This window comes from Streptomyces sp. SID3343 (assembly GCF_009865215.1).
Taxonomy (GTDB): Bacteria; Actinomycetota; Actinomycetes; order Streptomycetales; family Streptomycetaceae; genus Embleya.
Window position 1 is genome coordinate 1 of sequence record NZ_WWJX01001609.1, and the last position, 18,022, is coordinate 18,022.

Below are 18,022 nucleotides of genomic sequence, written 5' to 3' on the forward strand. Positions count from 1 at the left end.
CCCGACGGCGAGGCCGGCTGGCAGGAACCGGTCGCGGCCGAACTGGAGTCGGCGGCCGACCGCCTCGACCCGCGCGGCGGGGTGATGGCCCGGTTCGTGTGGTTCGACCCGTCGCTTGCGGAGCCGGCCGCGGCCCCCGGCGTACGAGGGCGGCTGCTCATCGTCCTCCACCACCTGGTCGTCGACGGCGTGTCCTGGCGTGTGCTGCTGCCGGACCTGGCCGCGGCCTGGGCACAGGTACGCGAGGGCCGCACTCCGCGGCTGCCCGGCGCGGGTACCGCACCGGGCCGCTGGACACGCGCCCTCACCCGCGCGGCACACTCCGCCGAACGGCTCGCCGAACTGCCCCTGTGGCGCTCGATACTCGACGGCCCCGATCCGCTACTGGGCGCCCGGGGCCTCGACCCCGACGTCGACATCCGCACCACACTCGAACACGTGCGGATCGGGCTGCCCGCCGAGGCGACCGAGACGCTGCTCACCAGGCTCCCGGCCGCGTACGGCGGCGGCGTGAACGACGCGCTGCTCACGGCTTTGGCGATGGCGGTCGCACGGTGGCGCCACGACCGTGGCGTGGACGCGTCCGCGACGCTGGTCATGCTGGAGGGGCACGGGCGCGAGGAGAGCGCGGTGCCGGGCGCCGACCTCTCGCGCACAGTGGGCTGGTTCACCACCGTGTTCCCGGTCCGGCTCGACGTCGCCGGCCACGACCTGGGCCAGGCGTTCACCGGCGGCCCGGCGGCGGGCGCGCTCGTCAAGGACGTCAAGGAGCGGCTGCGCGCCCTGCCCGACAAGGGTCTCGGCTTCGGCCTGCTGCGCCACCTCAACGCGGAGACCGCGGCCGAGCTGAGCCGTTACCCCGCGGGACAGATCGGCTTCAACTACCTGGGCCGGTTCTCCGGCGCCGACATGCCCGAGGAACTGCGCGGTCTGGGCTTCACCCCGATCGGCGACCTGACCGCACCGCGCACCATGGACACACCCGCCATGTCCACCCTGGAGATCAACGCGGCCGTCCTCGACACCGTCGACGGCGGCGCCCGCCTGGAGACCGACTTCGCCTACCCGCCCGGCGTGCTCGACCGCGCCGAGGTCGCCGAGCTCGCCGCGCTGTGGCGGGACGCTCTCGAAGCCCTGGCCCGGCACGCGCACGACGCGGACGCGGGCGGGCTCACCCCGTCGGATCTGCCGCTGGTGGCGGCGACACAGGCAGACATCGACACGTGGGAGCACCGCTACCCCGGCCTGGTGGACGTCTGGCCGCTGACAGCCCTGCAATCGGGTCTGCTGTTCCACACCGAGCTCGGCGGTGACGCCTGGGACCCGTACCAGATGCAGATGACGCTTCATCTCTCCGGGCACGTCGACCCGCACCGGATGCGCGCCGCCGGGCAGGCCCTGCTGGACCGGCACGCGAACCTGCGCGCCGCGTTCACCACCGACACCGCAGGCGACCGGGTCCAGGTCATCGCCCCCGAGGGCGTCGAACTCCCCTGGCAGGTCATCGACTTCGCTGCACTGTCCGACCGGGAGCGCGACGAGGCCGTGGCCGCCTTCCTCGTCGCCGACCACGCCGCCGCCTTCGTGCCCGACACGCCGCCACTGCTGCGGATGTCCCTGCTCCGCACGGGCGAGCTGAAGTCGGACCTGGTCCTGACCGCCAGTCATGTCCTGTTCGACGGCTGGTCGTTGCCGCTGCTGCTGCAAGAGTTGCTCTTCCTGTACGCCTCCGGGGGCGACCCGTCGGCGCTGCCCCGGCTGCGCCCGTTCCGGGACTTTCTGCGCTGGCTCGACCGGCAGGACAAGGAGGCGACCGCCCGCACGTGGGCCGCGGAGCTGGACGGTGTGCGCGAGCCGACGCTTCTGCTGCCGCACGCCGCGTTCGATCCCGGTGGTCGGCACGAGGCCGACCGGGCGGGGATCGGGCAGGTCGACGTCGGCCTGTCCCCGGACGAGGCCAAGGAGCTGGCCCGGCGGGCCACCGAACTCGGCGTCACCGTCAACACGATCGTGCAGGGCGCGTGGGCGCTCCTGCTCGGGCAGCTGACGGGCCGCCGGGACGTGGTGTTCGGTGCGACCGTGTCGGGCCGTCCGCCGCAGGTACCGGGCTCCGAGGCGATGCTCGGCATGTTCATCAACACCGTTCCGGTACGGGTCGACTGCGCCCCCGACGCATCTCTCGCGCAGGTCCTGACCGACCTCCAGGGGCGACAGGCCGCGCTGCTCGACCACCATCACCAGGCACTGACGGAACTGCACCAGGCACTCGGCCTGCCGAAGCTCTTCGACACCCTGGTGGTCTTCGAGTCCTATCCCGTGGACCGGGCCGGGCTCGCAGCGGCGCACACCGCCGCCGGAATCGAGGTCACCGGCATCCGCCCGGTCACCGGCACCCACTACCCACTGACCGTCATCGCGGAGTCAACCACCCACCTGCGGCTCTCCCTTCACCATCAACACGCCCTCCTCGAACCGTCCGCCGCGCACCGGATCGCGGACCGCCTCCTGCGGGTGCTGCGCCACATCGCGGCCGACCCTCGGCAGGCGGTCGGCTCGGTCGACATCCTGGACGCCGGCGAACGGGTCCTGCTGATCGACACGTTGAGCGGCGCGGCGGCGGTGGCACCGGTGCCGCAGGCGACGGTGGCCGACCTCTTCGAGCAGCAGGCGGCCACGACTGCGAACGCTCCGGCGGTGCTGTACGAGGGCACTTCGACCACGTACGCGGAACTCGATGCCCGGGCCGACCAGCTCGCCCGGGAGCTGATCGCGGGCGGAGCGGGCCCGGAAACCGTGGTGGCCGTGGCCCTGCCCCGCACCCCCGACCTGATCGTCGCCCTGCTGGCCGTCTTCAAAGCGGGCGCCGCCTATCTGCCCATCGACCCCAAATATCCCAGCAGCCGCCTGGACTTCATCCTGAGCGACGCCGCCCCCGCCTTGATCCTCACCGAGACGGCGACGGCACACGTACTGCCCGCCACCGATGTGCCCGTCCTGCTCGTCGACACCCTCGATCTTGCGGAACATCCGACGACCGGCCCCGCAGAAGGCCGCCGTTCGGGTCCCGGGGCCCTGGCGTACGTGATGTACACGTCGGGCTCCACCGGCACACCCAAGGGCGTGCTCCTGGACCACGCCGCCGTCGTCAACGGCATCCGCCACCTCGCCGACCGCACCGACATCACCGCGGGTTCCCGCGTTCTGGCCGCGACCTCCGTCAACTTCGACGTCTCCGTCTTCGAGACGTTCACCACCCTGTGCCACGGTGGCGTCCTCGATCTCGCGCAAGACGTCCTGGAGTTGGCCGAACGCGACACCTGGCACGGCGGCCTGATCAGCACCGTGCCCTCCGCCTTCGCCGAACTCCTGGACCGGATCACCGGCAAGACCTCCGTGCAGACCCTGGTCTTCGCGGGCGAGGCACTGCCCGCGACGCTCGTGCGGCGCGCCCGCGAGGCCTTTCCCCAGGCCCGGATCGTCAACGCGTACGGCCAGACGGAGTCCTTCTACGCCACCACCTTCGCCACCGACGACACCGACACCGACATCGGCAGCACAGCGATCGGCACTCCGCTGCCCAACATGCGCGCCTACGTGCTGGGTCACGGTCTCGTCCCGACGCCGGTGGGCGTGGTGGGCGAGTTGTACGTTGCCGGGCACCTCGCCCGCGGCTACCACCACCGCCCGGCCCTGACCTGCGAGCGTTTCGTCGCCGATCCCTACGGACCCCCCGGCTCGCGCATGTACCGCACCGGCGACCTCGCCCGCTGGACCCCCGACGGGCAACTGCACTACGCGGGCCGCACCGACACCCAGATCAAGATTCGCGGCTTCCGGATCGAACCCGGCGAGGTCGAAGCCGCCCTCGGCGCGCACCCCGACATCACCCAGGCGGTGGTCGTCGCCCGCGACACGGCCGGAAACAGGCAGCTCGTCGGGTACGTGGTCCCGGCGGTCGACACCGTCGACGTACCGGCTCTGCGCGCGTTCGCGGCGGCAAGGCTGCCCGAGTTCATGGTGCCGTCGGCGTTGGTCGTCCTCGACCGACTGCCGCTGGCGCCCAACGGCAAGCTGGACCACGCGGCCCTGCCCGCCCCGCGGCTCGACGGCGAGGCGTACCGCCCGCCGCGCACGTCCCGTGAGGTGGCCTTGGCCGACCTCTTCGCCCAGGTCCTGGGCGTGGACCGGGTCGGCATCGACGACAACTTCTTCACCCTGGGCGGCCATTCGCTGCTCGCCACCCGGCTCGTCGGGCGCATCCGCCCGGAACTCGGCGTGGAACTGCCGATCCGCGCGGTGTTCGACGCCCCCACGGTCGCCGAACTGGCACGGGAGCTCGTCACCGACGCCGACGTCCGGACGCCGCTGCGGCACCGGCCGAACCGCCCCGACCGGGTGCCGTTGTCGTACGCACAGCGCCGACTGTGGTTCATCGACCGCTTCGAGGGCCCCTCGCCGACGTACAACATCCCGCTGACGCTGCGCCTGACCGGAGAGTTGGACGTGGCCGCGCTGACGGCGGCGCTGCGAGACGTGGTCGCGCGGCACGAGAGCCTGCGCACGGTGATCGTCGAGGACGCCGACGGCCGGCCGCACCAGGTGGTGCTGCCCGTCGAGGAGACCCGCCCGGACGTGCCGGTGGTGACGGTCGGTACGGCGGAGGCCGCGGCAGCCGTCGACGAGGCGGCCCAGCGGGGCTTCGACCTCGCCGCGGACATCCCGCTGTGGGCCGGCCTGCTGCGCCACGGACCCACGGATCACACCCTGTGCCTGGTGCTGCACCACATCGCCGGCGACGGCCAGTCCATGGCGCCGCTACTGCGCGAGTTCCGCGCCGCCTACACCGCACGGCTCGCGGGCCGCGCACCCCAACTGCCGCCGCTGCCGGTGCAGTACGTCGACTACACGCTGTGGCAGCACGACCTGCTCGGCGACGCCGACGACCCGCACAGCGCCCTGGCCCGTCAGTCCGCCTACTGGAAGGCGGAGTTGGCGGGGATCCCCCAGCCGCTGCGGTTGCCGACCGACCGGCCGCGCCCGGCGGTCGCGGATCACCGCGGCGACCAACTCGGCTTCACCCTCGACGCGCGGCTCGTGGAGGCGGTCGAAGCGCTGGCCCGCGAACGGCAGGCAACGGCCCCCATGGTCATGCAGGCGGCGCTCGCCGTGCTGTTGCACCGGCTGGGCGCCGGGGACGACATTCCCATCGGCTCCCCCATCGCCGGCCGCACCGACGCCGCGCTCGACGGTCTGATCGGGTTCTTCGCCAACACCTGGGTGCTGCGCGCCGACCTGTCGGGCCGCCCCACGTTCGCGGAACTGCTCGACCGGGTCCAGAGCAAGGCACTGTCCGCCTACGACCACCAGGACGCCCCGTTCGAGCGCCTGGTGGAACTGCTCAACCCGGAGCGTTCGACAGCGCACCACCCGCTGTTCCAGGTGATGCTCGCCTGGCAGAACATCGACCGGGCGGACTTCGGTCTGCCCGGCCTCACCGTGACTCCCGTGCCGGCAAGCACCGGAACCGCGAGGTTCGACCTGTACTTCAACATCGCCACGGACGCGTCCGGGCGCGCTCACGGGCGCCTGGAGTACGCGACGGAACTGTTCGACCACGCGACCGCTGTGGGGATGGTCGATCGTTTTGTGCGTGTGTTGGAGCGGGTGGTTGCGGATCCGGGTGTGTGTGTCGGGGATGTCGATGTGCTTGGTGGTGGTGAGCGGGATTGGTTGGTGCGGGGGGTCAACGACACGGTGGAGCCGTCGTTGGGGTCGGGTTTGTTGGGGGCGGTGTCGCGCTGGGTGGGGGAGACGCCGGGGGCGGTGGCGGTGGTCGGTGTCGGGGGGGCGTCGGGTGTCGGGGAGTCGTTGGGTTACGGGGAGTTGGATGCGCGGGCGAATCGGTTGGCGCATTGGTTGATCGGTCGTGGTGTGGGGCCGGAGTCGTTGGTGGCTGTGTGTCTGCCGCGGTCGGTGGATCTTGTGGTGGCGTTGTTGGCGGTGTTGAAGGCGGGTGCGGCCTATGTTCCGATCGATCCGGGGCATCCGGATTCGCGGATCGACTACATCGTCGAGGACGCACGCCCGGTGCTGGTGCTCGATGCCGATGCGCTGGCCGGCGCGGATGTCGCCGGGTGTGCGGTGTCGGCGCCGACTCCGCGTGTGTCGGAGCAGAACACCGCGTACGTGATCTACACGTCGGGTTCGACCGGAAATCCCAAGGGCGTGGCGATTTCGCGGGGTGCGTTGGCGAATTTCCTGGCGACGATGGGTCGGCGGTTCCCGTTGTCGCCTGGGGATCGGTTGCTTGCGGTGACGACGGTGTCGTTCGACATCGCGGGGCTTGAGCTTTATCTGCCGCTGGTGTCCGGTGCGGCGGTGGTCTTGGCGGACCGGGAGGTGGTTTCCGATCCGTCGGCCGTGGTGGCGGTGATGCGTGAGCGCGGGGTGAGCGCGGTGCAGGCGACTCCGGCGTTTTGGCAGATGTTGGTGACGCACGAGCCGGACGCCGTGCGGGGTTTGCGGGTTCTGGTGGGTGGTGAGGCGTTGCCGGCGCGGTTGGCCGAGTCGTTGGCGGGTCGGGCGGTCGAGGTGTTCAACGTCTATGGTCCGACCGAGACGACGATCTGGTCGACGATGGCGCCGGTGACGGTGGGGGCGGGCGTGCCGGGGATCGGTGTGCCGATCGGGAACACCCGGGTGTTCGTGCTGGATTCGTTGTTGCGTCCGGTTCCGCGTGGGGTGCAGGGGGAGTTGTTCGTCGCGGGTGAGGGTTTGGCTCGTGGGTATCAGGGTCGGCCGGGGTTGACGTCGGGGCGGTTCGTGGCGTGTCCGTTCGGTCCCGCCGGTGCGCGGATGTATCGCACGGGCGACCTGGTGCGCTGGGGTGTGGACGGTGGGTTGGAGTATGTCGGGCGTACCGATTTCCAGGTGAAGGTCCGGGGTTTTCGGATCGAACTGGGTGAGGTGGAGCATGTGTTGGCGTCGCACTCGGGCGTGGCGCAGGCCGTGGTGGTGGTGCGGGAGGACCAGGAGGACGACAAGCGCCTGGTGGGTTACGTCGTCCCCGAACCGGACACCACGCCGACCGCCGCCGACGCCCAGGTGGACGAGTTCGGTCCGCTGCTCGCCGAACTGTCCGAGCATCTGCGTGGGCGCCTGCCGGACTACATGGTGCCTTCCGCACTGGTACCGCTGTCCGAGATACCGCTGACGCCGAACGGCAAGGTCGACCGACGGGCCCTGCCGTCGCCGGACTACACCCGGGTGTCGACCGGCCGGGCACCGCGCAACTCGCGTGAGGAGACCTTCGGCGCGCTGTTCGCCGAAGTCCTGGGGCTGGAGAGCGTCGGTATCGACGACGACTACTTCGCACTGGGCGGGGACAGCATCCGTTCGGTCCAGGTTGTCGCGCGGGCCAAGGCGCGCGGTGTCGGGGTCAGCGTGCGGGAGATCTTCGAGTACCGTACGGTCGCGCGGCTTGCGGAGCTGGTCGAAGGGCGCGAAGGCGAGGAGAGTTCGGCCCTGGCCGAGTTGCCCGGTGGCGGGGTCGGCTGGGCTCCGTTGCCGCCGACCGCGGCGCACGTGCTCGCGCTCGGCGGTGGTGTCGGCCGGTTCTGCGGGTCCGCGATGCTGACCCTGCCCGCGGACGTCGACCGTGCGGAGCTGGTCGCGACGGTGCAGGCCGTGCTGGATCGGCACGACGTGCTGCGTGCCCGGCTCGACCGGGGCGAGCCGGGTCTGTGGATCGAGCCGGTCGGCAGTGTGGACGCCGGCGCGCTGCTGCGGGAGGTTCCCGACATCGGCGCCGAGGTACGGGCCGAGCTGGACGCGGCCGCCGGGCGGCTGGATCCTGACGCGGGTGTGATGGCGCAGTTCGTGTGGTTCGCCTCGGCTGCGGGTGCGGGTCCGGCCGCCGCGCGCCCGGCCGCCGGCCGTGTCGGCGAGCAGGTTGAAGCCCAGGATGCCCAGGATCAGGACCGCGCCGGGCATGGCCGCGTACCACCAGTCGCCGCCGATGATCTGCCCGCCCGCGTCGGCGATCAGGTTGCCCAGGGTGGCCTGCGGGGGCGCGACGCCCAGGCCCAGGAAGCTCAGGCCGCCCTCGGCGAAGACCGCGATGGCCATCGCCATCAACGCCTGGCCCAGCACCGCCGGCCACACGTTGACCATGACCTCGCGGAAGAGGATCTCGCGTGCGGGTACGCCCAGACCGCGCAGGTTGGAGACGTAGTCCTCCTGCATCTCCACGACCGTCGCGGCCCGCGCGACCCGCGCGAAGTAGGGGATGAACCCGAGGCCGATCGCGAGCGCGACGCGCAGGCCGTTGCCGACGGTGACCGGGCCGAAGTGCATGTCGGCGGTGCCCATGAGTCCGATCAGGAACATCACGAACACGAACTGCGGGAGCGCCTGGAGCGTTTCCACCGTGCGCATGAGCAGCCCGTCGAGCCGCCCGCCGTGCCGGCACCCCGCGAGGACGCCGAGCGGCACGCCCGCGGCGATCGCGAAGCCGATCGAGGTCGCGCAGATCAGCAGCGACGTCCACGCGCCCTCGGCGGTGCGCGCGAGCAGGTCGCGGCCGAGGTGGTCGGTGCCGAACGGGTGCGCGAGCGAGGGCGCCTCGGGAAAGGGGGTGACCAGCGCGGTCGGGTCGCCGTGCAGCCGACCGACGGTGGCGACGAGCAGGTAGAGCACGACGCAGGCGAGGCCGATCCACCCGGCGATCCCCAGCCGGGGCACGCGCGCCCTCATGCCGCGCTCGCGACGCGCTCGCGGGTGACGCCGGCTCTCGTGCGCGGGTCCACGAGCGGGTAGAGCAGGTCGACCACGAGGTTGAGCACCAGGAAGATGGCCGACGTGGCGATGCACGCGCCGAGCGCGAGCGGGTAGTCCTGCCGCTGGAACGCAGTGACCATGAGTTGACCGATTCCGGGTATCTGGAACACGTTCTCGACCAGCACGGTGCCCGAGAGCAGCCCGCCGATCAGCACGCCGGCGACGGTCAGGGTGGGCACGATCGCGCCGCGCAGTGCCACCCGGCGCAGCGTCAGCAACCGGGAGCCGCCCATCGCGCGGGCGAACAGGACGTGGTCGGAGGCCATCGCGTCGGCGAGGCCGCCGCGCAACGAGCGGGTGAGCATCGCGAACGTCGCCAGGCCCAGGACGATCGCGGGCAGCACGAGCACGGTGAGGTTGGTCGCCGGGTCCTCGCCGAACGTGACGAAGCCGCCGGCGCCCGGCAGCAGGTCGGGTTGGCTGTCGCCGACCACGACGATCGTGACCACGGCGAGCCAGTAGCCGGGCAGCGACATCGCGACCACGGTCAGTACGCGCGTGCCGTGATCGACCACCCCGCCGCGGCGCAGGACCGACCACACGCCCAGCGCGACGGCCGGGATCACCGCGAACACCGCGGCGAGCAGCCCGAGTTCGAGCGAGACGGGCAGCGCACGACCGATCTGGTCGGCGACCGAGGAGCCGTCGTACAGCGACGTGCCGAAGTCGCCGCGCACGACCCCGCCCACATAGTCCAGGTATTGCGTCGCCAACGGTCGGTCCAGGCCCATCCGGTGTTCGACCGCGGCCCGGGCCACCGGATCGGCCGCGACCTGCGGCGCGAGCTGGTTGACCGGGCTCACCGGGGACGCGTGCAGCAGCAGGAACATCCCGGTCACGACGGCGAACATCACCACGACGACGCCCAGGACGCGCCGCATCAGGTAGTTCGTCATCACTCTCCCTGCCGATCCGATGCGCCATCCATTGTCGGACGGCGCATCGGACGGTGGGCCCCCGGGGCATGCGGACGAGCACTTCGGTCCGTCGTACGGCCGGGTCGACCGCGGTGACGAACCGTTATTTCGGACGAATATTCGAACAGCGGGTCAGGCGGTCTTGCGGAACCGCTCCAGGTCTTGGCCGAGTTCGCGCAGGACGGCGCTGTTGATGTCGTACGCGAACAGCACCTCCTGGATCACCAGCTCCTGCTCCTCGGCATCCCACGGGGCGTTGTTCATCGCGGCGCGGTAGGCGTCCTTCCACTCGGTCAGGTCGCCGAGGGTGTCGAACACATAGAAGTCGCTGCCCTGGGTGCCCGGCAGGTCGTAGTGCTTGCGCATCTGCTTGGCGATGAACTGGCCGCCGGACATGTCGCCGAGGTAGCGCGTGTAGTGGTGCGCGACGAAGCCGCCGGCCCACGTGTAGCACTTCTCGCGCATGCGGTCGGCGTAGCGCTGCGTGGCCTCGTTGGCGGGCCACTCCTGCTTCCAGTTCTCGCCGGCGAGGAAGAGCATGTCGGCCTCCAGGATCGCCCGGCGGTCCAGGCGGGCGTCGGCGAACGGGGCGCCGATCGGGTCCCGGCGCATCGTGTCGGCGGCGTCGTCGAGCACGACGTAGGCCCAGTAGTGCTGGGCGACCATCGCGGTGTAGGCGTCGCGGGTCAGTTCGCCCTTCATCAGCGCTTCGAGGAAGCCCGAGCCCTCGGCCTCCTGGTGGAAGGCCCACGAGCGCTTGCGCAGCGTCTCGGCGAAGGTGGCGCCGGCGGTCTCGGCGGTCTCGGTCGTAGTCATGTGGTTTCTCCCGGGTGCGACGAAGCGACCGAACACGCACGAGAGTGCGGACGGTGTGAAGACCTGATATTTCGGGCGGAACGAGCCCATCACGATTGAGCACAGCACGCAGGGCGAAGTGCTCGCGCAGACCCGGGGCATCGCCCGTTTCCGCCGGTCCTCGCAGTCTGTGCGGCTCGGTGGGGTGCCGTCAAGAACTTACCGACAACTTGTCGGCACGTTGTCGGCAGGGTCACTTTCGGCCCGACGACGACTCGACGGCGGCACGAGCGCAGCGCGAAACCGGCCCCCTACCGAGACCCGGCCGAGACCCGATCGGGCGGGGCCGGGCATGCTGGGCGCCGGATCGCACTCGACCGGCGCCCGTTCGTCGGCCGGCCGGCGGACCCACCCCGGCAGCTACGCCACCGTACGTCCGTCTTAGGATAGCCTCACCTTCAACCATTCCGTACGCTCTCGTACGGTCGGCCCAGAGGAAACAACGTGAGCCCAACCCGCATCGGACGCCGCGACCTCGGCATCACCGCCGTCGCGACACTTCTCCTCGCCTGGTTGGTTCTCGGCCTCGCCGGACCGGCACACGCGAGCGGGACGCCGGCGGCGGGCAAGCCGACGCTGACCGCGGCGAAGACCACCGGGCTCGCCTCGGCCGGTGACGTGGTCAAGCTCGTCGGCTCGGGCTTCACGCCAAACATCCAGCTGTACATCCTTCCCTGCGACCCCGCCCAGGGCGCCGGTCGCGCGTGCGACATGGGCTCGTTCGCCGGGCCCACCGCGGTGGATGCGAACGGCTCGTTCAGCACCGACGTGAAGGTGCAGGCGAAGTTCAGCAACGTCGACTGCCTCAAGACCCGGTGCGCGATCGCGACGTCGAACTCGGCCAACGGCAAGGACCGCACGCAAGAGGCGTATCTGCCGATCGGTTTCGAGGGCGAGGTCGCCGGCCTGCCCGCGAGCCCGGCCCCCGCCACGGCCGCCCCGCAGGCCGGTGCCCCCGGCGCGCCGCAGACCGCGGCCGCACCGGGCTCGGTGCAGGTGACCGACACCGCGAAGCTGTCCGACCACGAGCCCGACGACAAGGACGACGACGGCAACACGGGCCTGATCATCGGCCTCGTCGCCGCCGTCGTCGTGGTCCTGGTGATCGCCGGCGTCGTGGTCAAGCGCCGCCGCCCGGGTGCCTGACCCTTTCGTTCCCCCAACGCTCTGGAGTACCCACGTGCGCAAGTCCCGTACTGCCGCGGCCGTCGCCGCCGGCACCCTGCTCGGCCTCGGCGCCACCGCCTTCGCCGTCGCCCCCGCGTCCGCCGCCGGCACCCCGACGATCACGCTGTCCAAGTCGGCCGGCCTGGCCGCCGCCGGCGACGAGATCACCGTCACCGGCAAGGGCTTCAAGCCCGGCAAGGGCGTCTACATCGCCCAGACCGTGGCCAAGCCCGCGGGCGGCGTGCCGACCCAGTACGGCAACGCCGGTTACGTCCCGCAGGTCGGCGCGGACGGCACGTTCTCGGTCAAGATCAAGCCCACCCAGACCTTCGAGGGCAAGGACAAGGCGAAGGTCGACTGCGCGAGCACGCCGTGCTTCGTGGCGACCTTCAACGACCACACCGACATCGCGAACCGCGACCAGGACGTGTGGGTCCCGGTGACGTTCGGCGCAGCGACGCCGACGCCGGCGACGCCCAGCGCCCCGCCGAGCGCGCCGCCCGCCAAGACGCCGGAGACCGGCGTCACCAACGAGGCCGGCAAGCCGGAGCTGCCGCACACGGGTTCCTCGACCACGCAGCTGACCGTCATGGGCGCCGGCATGCTGCTCCTGGGCGTCGGCGCGGTGGCCGCGTCGCGCCGCCGCCGCGACTCGCGCGTCTGAGCACCCCCGATCCCGATCCCGACCCGCAGGAGGCGATGCGCATGAGCGAGCCGACCGTCAACCCGTTCGGACCGGACGCGATCACCGCCGTCTGCAAGCACATGAACGACGACCACCCCGACGACTGCCTGCTCATCTCGCGCGGCCTCGGTGGTCGGTCGACCGCGACGTCGGCCACGATGACCGGGCTCGACGGGGAGGCGGCCTACTACTCGGCGATCGTCGACGGTGCGCCGGTGGACGTGCGCGTACCGTGGAGTCGCCCGATCACCGAACGCCGAGACGTCCGCGTCGAGGTCGTCGTGCAGTACAACGAGGCGTGCAAGGCGCTCGGCCTGACTCCGCGCGGCGAGGGCGAGCACTGACGCCCGGTCGCGGGTAATCGTCGTCACGCCGACGGCCCGGGAGGAAGCTCTCCCGGGCCGTCGGCGTTGCGTCGAGCGGGTGCGGGGGCTTCGCCGCGGGGGTAAAACCCGGTCGGCACAATTCGTATACGAAGATATAGTGAGCTTCCCTCACTAAAGTTTCGAAGCCCTGCTCGGCTCCTCCGCTCGACCGACTCCTTCAGTAAAGGCCCCCGCCCATGCCACCGATATCCACGTCACGGCTGAGTCAAAAGGTCGTGGTCGGCGCCGTCTTCGTCGCCGCGATGTTCGTCAACATCCTCGACATCACGATCATCAACGTCGCCCTGCCCGCAATCGGCAAGGACCTCGGCGCGACTCAGGCGAGCCTGGCCACGGTGGCCGTCGGCTACCTCGTCAGCCTCGCGGTGTTCATTCCCGCGTCCGGCTGGCTCGGTGACCGGTTCGGCACCAAGCGGATCTTCCTGATCGCGCTCGCGATCTTCACCGGCGCCTCCGCGCTGTGCGGTCTCGCGCAGAGCATCGACCAACTCGTACTGTTCCGCATCCTCCAAGGCGCGGGCGGCGGCATGCTCACGCCGGTCGGCATGGCGATGATGTTTCGGGTCTTCCCGCCCGAGGAGCGCGTGCGCGCGTCTCGCATCCTGATGGTCCCCACCGCCCTGGCGCCGGCGCTCGGCCCGGTTCTCGGCGGCCTGCTCGTCGACAAGGCGTCGTGGCACTGGGTCTTCTTCATCAACCTGCCCGTGGGCATCGCCGCGTTCGTCTTCGGTCTGCTCTTCCTGGAGGAGCACAAGGACCCCAGGGCGGGCCGCTTCGACGTGCCCGGTTTCATCCTGTCGGGCGCGGGCTTCGCGCTGCTGATGTACGCGTTGAGCGAGGGCGCGTCCAAGGGTTGGGGTTCGACGGTCATCGTGTCCACCGGGATCACCGGGCTGGTCCTGTGTGTGGCCATGGTCTTCGTCGAACTGCGGGTCGAGTCACCGATGTTGGACCTGCGCCTGCTCAAGGACCGGCTGTTCGTCAGCACCAACATCGTGTCGATGATCAACTCGGCCGCGTTCCTGGGTGTGCTCTACGTCTTCCCGCTCATGCAGCAGCAGGCGTTCGGCAAGAGCGCCCTGGAGACCGGCCTGCTCACCTTCCCGGAGGCTTTCGGCGTCGTGATCGCGACGCAGTGGGTCTCGCGGCTGTACCCGGTGGTCGGTCCGCGCCGGCTGATGGCGGGCGGCCTGCTGGGCATCGCGGCGTGCGCGGGACTGCTGGCGCTGGTCGACGGGAACACGTCGGCCGTCCTGATCGTCACGCTGATGTTCTTCACCGGCGCGTCGATGGCCCACGTGATGATCCCGATGCAGGCGGCCGCGTTCGCGCGCACGGCGCCCGCGGACAACGGCCGTGCGTCGACCATCTTCAACGTGCAGCGCCAACTCGGCTCGGCCCTGGGTGTCGCGGTCCTCGCGAGCGTCCTGGCGGGCATCGGCACGGTGACGACCAAGGCGGGCGGCGCCCCGACCCCGAACCTGGACGCCTACCACGTGGCCTGCCTCGTAGCCGCGGGCCTGGCCATCCTCGGCTCGATCGCCGCCCTCACCATCCGCGACAGCGACGCCGCCTCCACCATGCGGCGCAAGACCGAGGTCGTCGCGCCCCCCACCAAGATACCGGCGGAAAGCGCCACGGTCTGACCCACCCGACACGACAACCCGAAGGCGGGCCACTGCCCACTGCGGAGCGACCCGCCTTCAGCGTTTCGGCTCGGCCGGCGCCCGAGGCCGGCTAAGCCCGGAACCGCCAGGACACATGAGCCGACCGCTTGCGCATGGCCTCGCGCCGCGCCGCCCTGGTGACCACCGCGGTCCCCGCCGCCAGATGCGACCGAAGCTCCCCCCGCGAGACGACCACCGACCGAACCACCGGATCACAGCTGGGGTCCAGCCACCGATGCGTGGCGAACACCTCCGAACGCCCCTCCGTGTCCAACCAGTTCGGCACGCCGGGATCAACCGCACCGATCACCACGCGAATCAGCCCGTCCTGATCGTGTTCGGCCTGGACGTGATTGAGCGACGTCTGCCGATTGGCGAAGTCGAGCGACTCGAACCACCCCGGGCTGTACAGCTGCAGATCCCACTGCGCCGACGTACGCGGATCGATCTCCACCACCAGCACCTGATCGTCCGTCAGCCGCACCCGGGCGAACCCGTAGACGACCTCCTTGACCCCGCCCGCGACCGGCGACGGCGTACTGAACGTGTTGACCGCCTGCCGGTCCCCCGTCGTCCGCACCCAGTCGTTCCAGCGCTCGATCGAGTGCTCCACCGACGTCGCCGCCCCGTCGAGCATGCCCGCGACCCGCTCCGGCGTGACGCGCGCACCGGGTTGTCCCTGCGTGTCGAGCCGCTCCAGCGCCAGCATCGCCGGCTGCTCGGGCTTCCAGTCGAAGTAGTAGTCCCGCACGTGCAGGACGTGTGCGTCCGGGGTGAGCCGGACCCAGTTGCCGGGCTGCTCGGTCGCGCTCAGGACGATCTCGACCGTGTCCCCGGGGCCGACGTCGAGCACGGTCGAGGACGTCTCGGCGATGATGTCCGTCTTCCCCGAGTGCATGTCCCCCGGCTTGACCTGCAACACGAACTTCTCGCACGCGTTCATCGTCACGGTGAGCCGATACGTGCCGTCACCCGAGATCGGCGCCCGGCGCGCGTTCTGGTCGACGTTGGGGCCGCCCCAGCGATACGCGAGGTCGTTGTGCGTGAAGAAGGCCGGGTTCTGCGGATCGGTCGCGGCGAGCTGGTAGGTGAGCCAACACGCGACCTGATTCGCCAGATGTCGCACGCCTTCCGCGCGATCGGCGTCCGTGGCCCCGGGGAAGTCGGCCTCCAGGATCCGTTCGCCGAGCGCCGCCATCCGTTCGCAATACGCCCGCCAAGCGGCTCCCGTCACCACGTCGTTGGCGTCGTCCGCGCGAACTCCGTTTGGCTCCACTGCCTGTGACTGCACGTCAGATCTCTTCCGTCGGAACCCGGAACCGCTTCTGATAGTCGGCCAGCCGCGATCGTATGTCGTCACGGTCGAGGCCGAGGTCGTCGAAAAGGTAGCGATGCTTTCCGTGTTTTCCCTGTGGACGGGCGGCGAGATGATCGCGCATGCGGTGCTCGGCGTCAGCCTCCAAGTCGAGCCCGAACGTCGCGTACAGCTCCCGCACGACCGCGATCGGGTCGCGCATGAAGTCGGCGTAGGCCGAATCGTGCCAATCGGATTCGGCGATCCGACCCGCGTCGCGAAACGCGGTGAGGCGATCGTACGCCGTGCACCACAGATCGGTCTGTGTGCGCGCGACGTCTCGAATGTCGGACGGATTTCCGTACGCGTGGTGGATGGTGGCGATCAGACTGCTCAACGACGCGAGCACGGTCAACGGGTCACGGTGGGTCACCGCGAGCCGCGCGTCGGGGTAGACGTCGACGAGCGCGTCGAGGGTCAACAGATGCGCGGGTGACTTGAGCACCCAGCGGCGGCCGGGCGGGGTACGCCGTTGCAGGATCTGCAACACGAGCCGGTGGTAGCGGTACGCGGGCCGCATGTCGCACTGCGCGAGCCACGCGGCGTAGCCGGGGATGGCGAACTGTCCGGTGAAGTCCTCGGATCGAAACGCCAGCGCGTGCGCGCTGATGCACTCCTTGGGCAGCGTCCCGCTCTTCTCGTGGATCGCGTCCATCGCCGGCACCGCCGACGTGACGAAGCGGATCTCCCGCTCGGCCAAGGCGATGCGCGGATCGCTGTCGCGGGTGGCGGGCTCCGGCGGTGGGACGGGCCGCAGGAACTCCCACGTGGTGGGGACGCGGTTGGCGGGATCCTGGGCGAGCAACGCGTGCAGGATCGAGGTCCCGGTGCGCGGCCCACCGGTGACGAAGATCGGCCGCTCGATCATCTCGTCGAGCACTCCCGGGTCCTCGCGCACGTAGCGCGCGACCTGCGACCGTACGTCCAACAGCCGGGCCACCCACGTGTGCGCCCACCATCGGCCGACCCGGTCCAGGTTCGCCTCGTGCTCCAGGGAGTACAGCAGGCGGTCGAACCCGTCCCGGAACTCCGGGTCGCCGTCGCCGGATTCGGTCTCGGTGGACCCGTTGCGGGCCCGAGCCTCCCCGAGCAACAGGTCGGGATCGAAGGGACGGTCGAGCTCGTCGGTCAACGGCGGCATGTCGCCGGCCCCGAGCGTCTCGGTCCAGGCTGCGCGTTGCGGTGGTGTCCAGCCCATGGAAGTGCGGCCTCTCGTCACGGGCGAACGTCGGTGCGACGCGCCCCGGCGCACATTAGCTCTTTGTGAAGCTAAATCTGAAGAGGCGTCAGATATGAAACGGGGTATGAACGGGGACGCGGGCCGGGATGCGGACCGGGTCCGAACCACGCCGGCCCGCCCCGTACCGTACGAACCCTCGGTACCAACGCGGATGGAGAGTCGTGAACGAGCGCAACGTGGTCTGGCACGAGAGTGGTGTGGCGCGCGAGCAGCGCCCCACGCTCGGGGCGACGGTCTGGTTCACCGGCCTGTCGGGCTCGGGCAAGTCGACGGTCGCGGTGATCGCCGAGCGACTGTTGGTGGAGCGCGGGATCACCGCCTACCGCCTGGACGGCGACAATGTACGGCTGGGCCTCAACGGCGACCTGGGCTTCGGCCCCGAGGACCGTACGGAGAACATCCGCCGCGTGGGCGAGGTGGCCCGGCTGTTCGCCGACGCGGGTGTGGTCGCGATCGTCCCGGTGATCAGCCCGTACCGCGCCGACCGCGATCGGGTCCGGGCATTGCACGCGCGCGACGGCCTGCCGTTCCTGGAGGTGTTCGTGGACACCCCGATCGAGGAGTGCGAACGCCGCGACCCGAAGGGCCTGTACGCCAAGGCCCGACGCGGCGAAATCGGCGACTTCACCGGCATCTCGGCCCCCTACGAGGCCCCGACCACCCCCGAACTACACCTGACCCCCACCAACGGCAACCCGGAACAACAAGCGACCCTGCTGGTAGAGACCCTGGACAAACTCCTCACAAAGCCCAGCCCGTCCGGCGTCTGACTACAGCCCACCCGGCGTCCGAGGACAGCCCGAAGGGCTCGCGTATCCCCCTCGGACACGCGAGCCCCACCGGCCCGTCCGGCGCTTGAGGACACCACCCAACCCGCCCGACATCCAGCCCGTCCGGCGTTTGAGGACACCCC

Annotated in this window: 10 protein-coding genes; 6 read left to right on the forward strand and 4 right to left on the reverse strand. The window is 70.6% G+C overall.

The window, feature by feature from the left end; translation table 11 throughout:
• Positions 1-84 precede the first annotated feature (84 nt).
• The gene (locus tag GT354_RS56230) at positions 85-8,817 is read left to right on the forward strand and encodes a non-ribosomal peptide synthetase (RefSeq protein WP_272924061.1); all 8,733 of its coding nucleotides are present in this window, start codon (positions 85-87) and stop codon (positions 8,815-8,817) included.
• Here GT354_RS56230 and GT354_RS51660 read toward each other — a convergent pair.
• Together GT354_RS51660 and GT354_RS51665 are read right to left on the reverse strand one after the other, a co-directional pair.
• Positions 8,751-9,734, reverse strand: coding sequence for an ABC transporter permease (locus GT354_RS51660; protein WP_161365397.1), 984 nt, complete (start codon positions 9,732-9,734; stop codon positions 8,751-8,753). The genes GT354_RS56230 and GT354_RS51660 overlap by 67 nt on opposite strands.
• Positions 9,735-9,887: 153 nt before the next feature.
• Positions 9,888-10,571: a biliverdin-producing heme oxygenase gene (locus GT354_RS51665; RefSeq protein WP_161365400.1), complete on the reverse strand. Its 684-nt coding sequence runs from the start codon at positions 10,569-10,571 to the stop codon at positions 9,888-9,890.
• 483 nt (positions 10,572-11,054) lie between these two features.
• Between GT354_RS51665 and GT354_RS51670 the strand changes: the two genes are divergently transcribed.
• The 4 genes from GT354_RS51670 to GT354_RS51685 all read left to right on the forward strand — a co-directional run bounded on the left by GT354_RS51670 (position 11,055) and on the right by GT354_RS51685 (position 14,494).
• A complete protein-coding gene (locus GT354_RS51670) occupies positions 11,055-11,756 on the forward strand; it encodes a neocarzinostatin apoprotein domain-containing protein (protein WP_161365402.1) in 702 nt (233 codons plus the stop codon).
• A 34-nt stretch (positions 11,757-11,790) separates the two neighbouring features.
• Entirely contained in the window at positions 11,791-12,441 is a 651-nt protein-coding gene (locus GT354_RS51675) for a neocarzinostatin apoprotein domain-containing protein (RefSeq protein ID WP_161365404.1), read from the forward strand.
• Positions 12,442-12,482: 41 nt separating this feature from the next.
• Complete coding sequence (locus GT354_RS51680) at positions 12,483-12,806, forward strand: DUF2470 domain-containing protein (protein WP_161365407.1); 324 nt, start codon at positions 12,483-12,485, stop codon at positions 12,804-12,806.
• A 218-nt stretch (positions 12,807-13,024) separates the two neighbouring features.
• Positions 13,025-14,494: an MDR family MFS transporter gene (locus GT354_RS51685; protein WP_161365409.1), complete on the forward strand. Its 1,470-nt coding sequence runs from the start codon at positions 13,025-13,027 to the stop codon at positions 14,492-14,494.
• A 91-nt stretch (positions 14,495-14,585) separates the two neighbouring features.
• On the opposite strand, the gene GT354_RS57000 is transcribed toward GT354_RS51685, so the two are convergent.
• Both GT354_RS57000 and GT354_RS51695 read right to left on the reverse strand, forming a co-directional pair.
• Positions 14,586-15,806, reverse strand: a complete 1,221-nt coding sequence (locus tag GT354_RS57000; RefSeq protein WP_161365411.1) for a DUF1214 domain-containing protein — start codon at positions 15,804-15,806, stop codon at positions 14,586-14,588.
• Position 15,807: 1 nt separating this feature from the next.
• Complete coding sequence (locus GT354_RS51695) at positions 15,808-17,067, reverse strand: sulfotransferase (RefSeq protein ID WP_161365413.1); 1,260 nt, start codon at positions 17,065-17,067, stop codon at positions 15,808-15,810.
• 203 nt (positions 17,068-17,270) lie between these two features.
• On the opposite strand from GT354_RS51695, the gene cysC reads away from it, so the two are divergent.
• Positions 17,271-17,879 (forward strand): adenylyl-sulfate kinase, encoded by a 609-nt coding sequence (cysC, locus tag GT354_RS51700; RefSeq protein WP_161365415.1) that lies wholly within the window; start codon positions 17,271-17,273, stop codon positions 17,877-17,879.
• Positions 17,880-18,022: the final 143 nt, after the last annotated feature.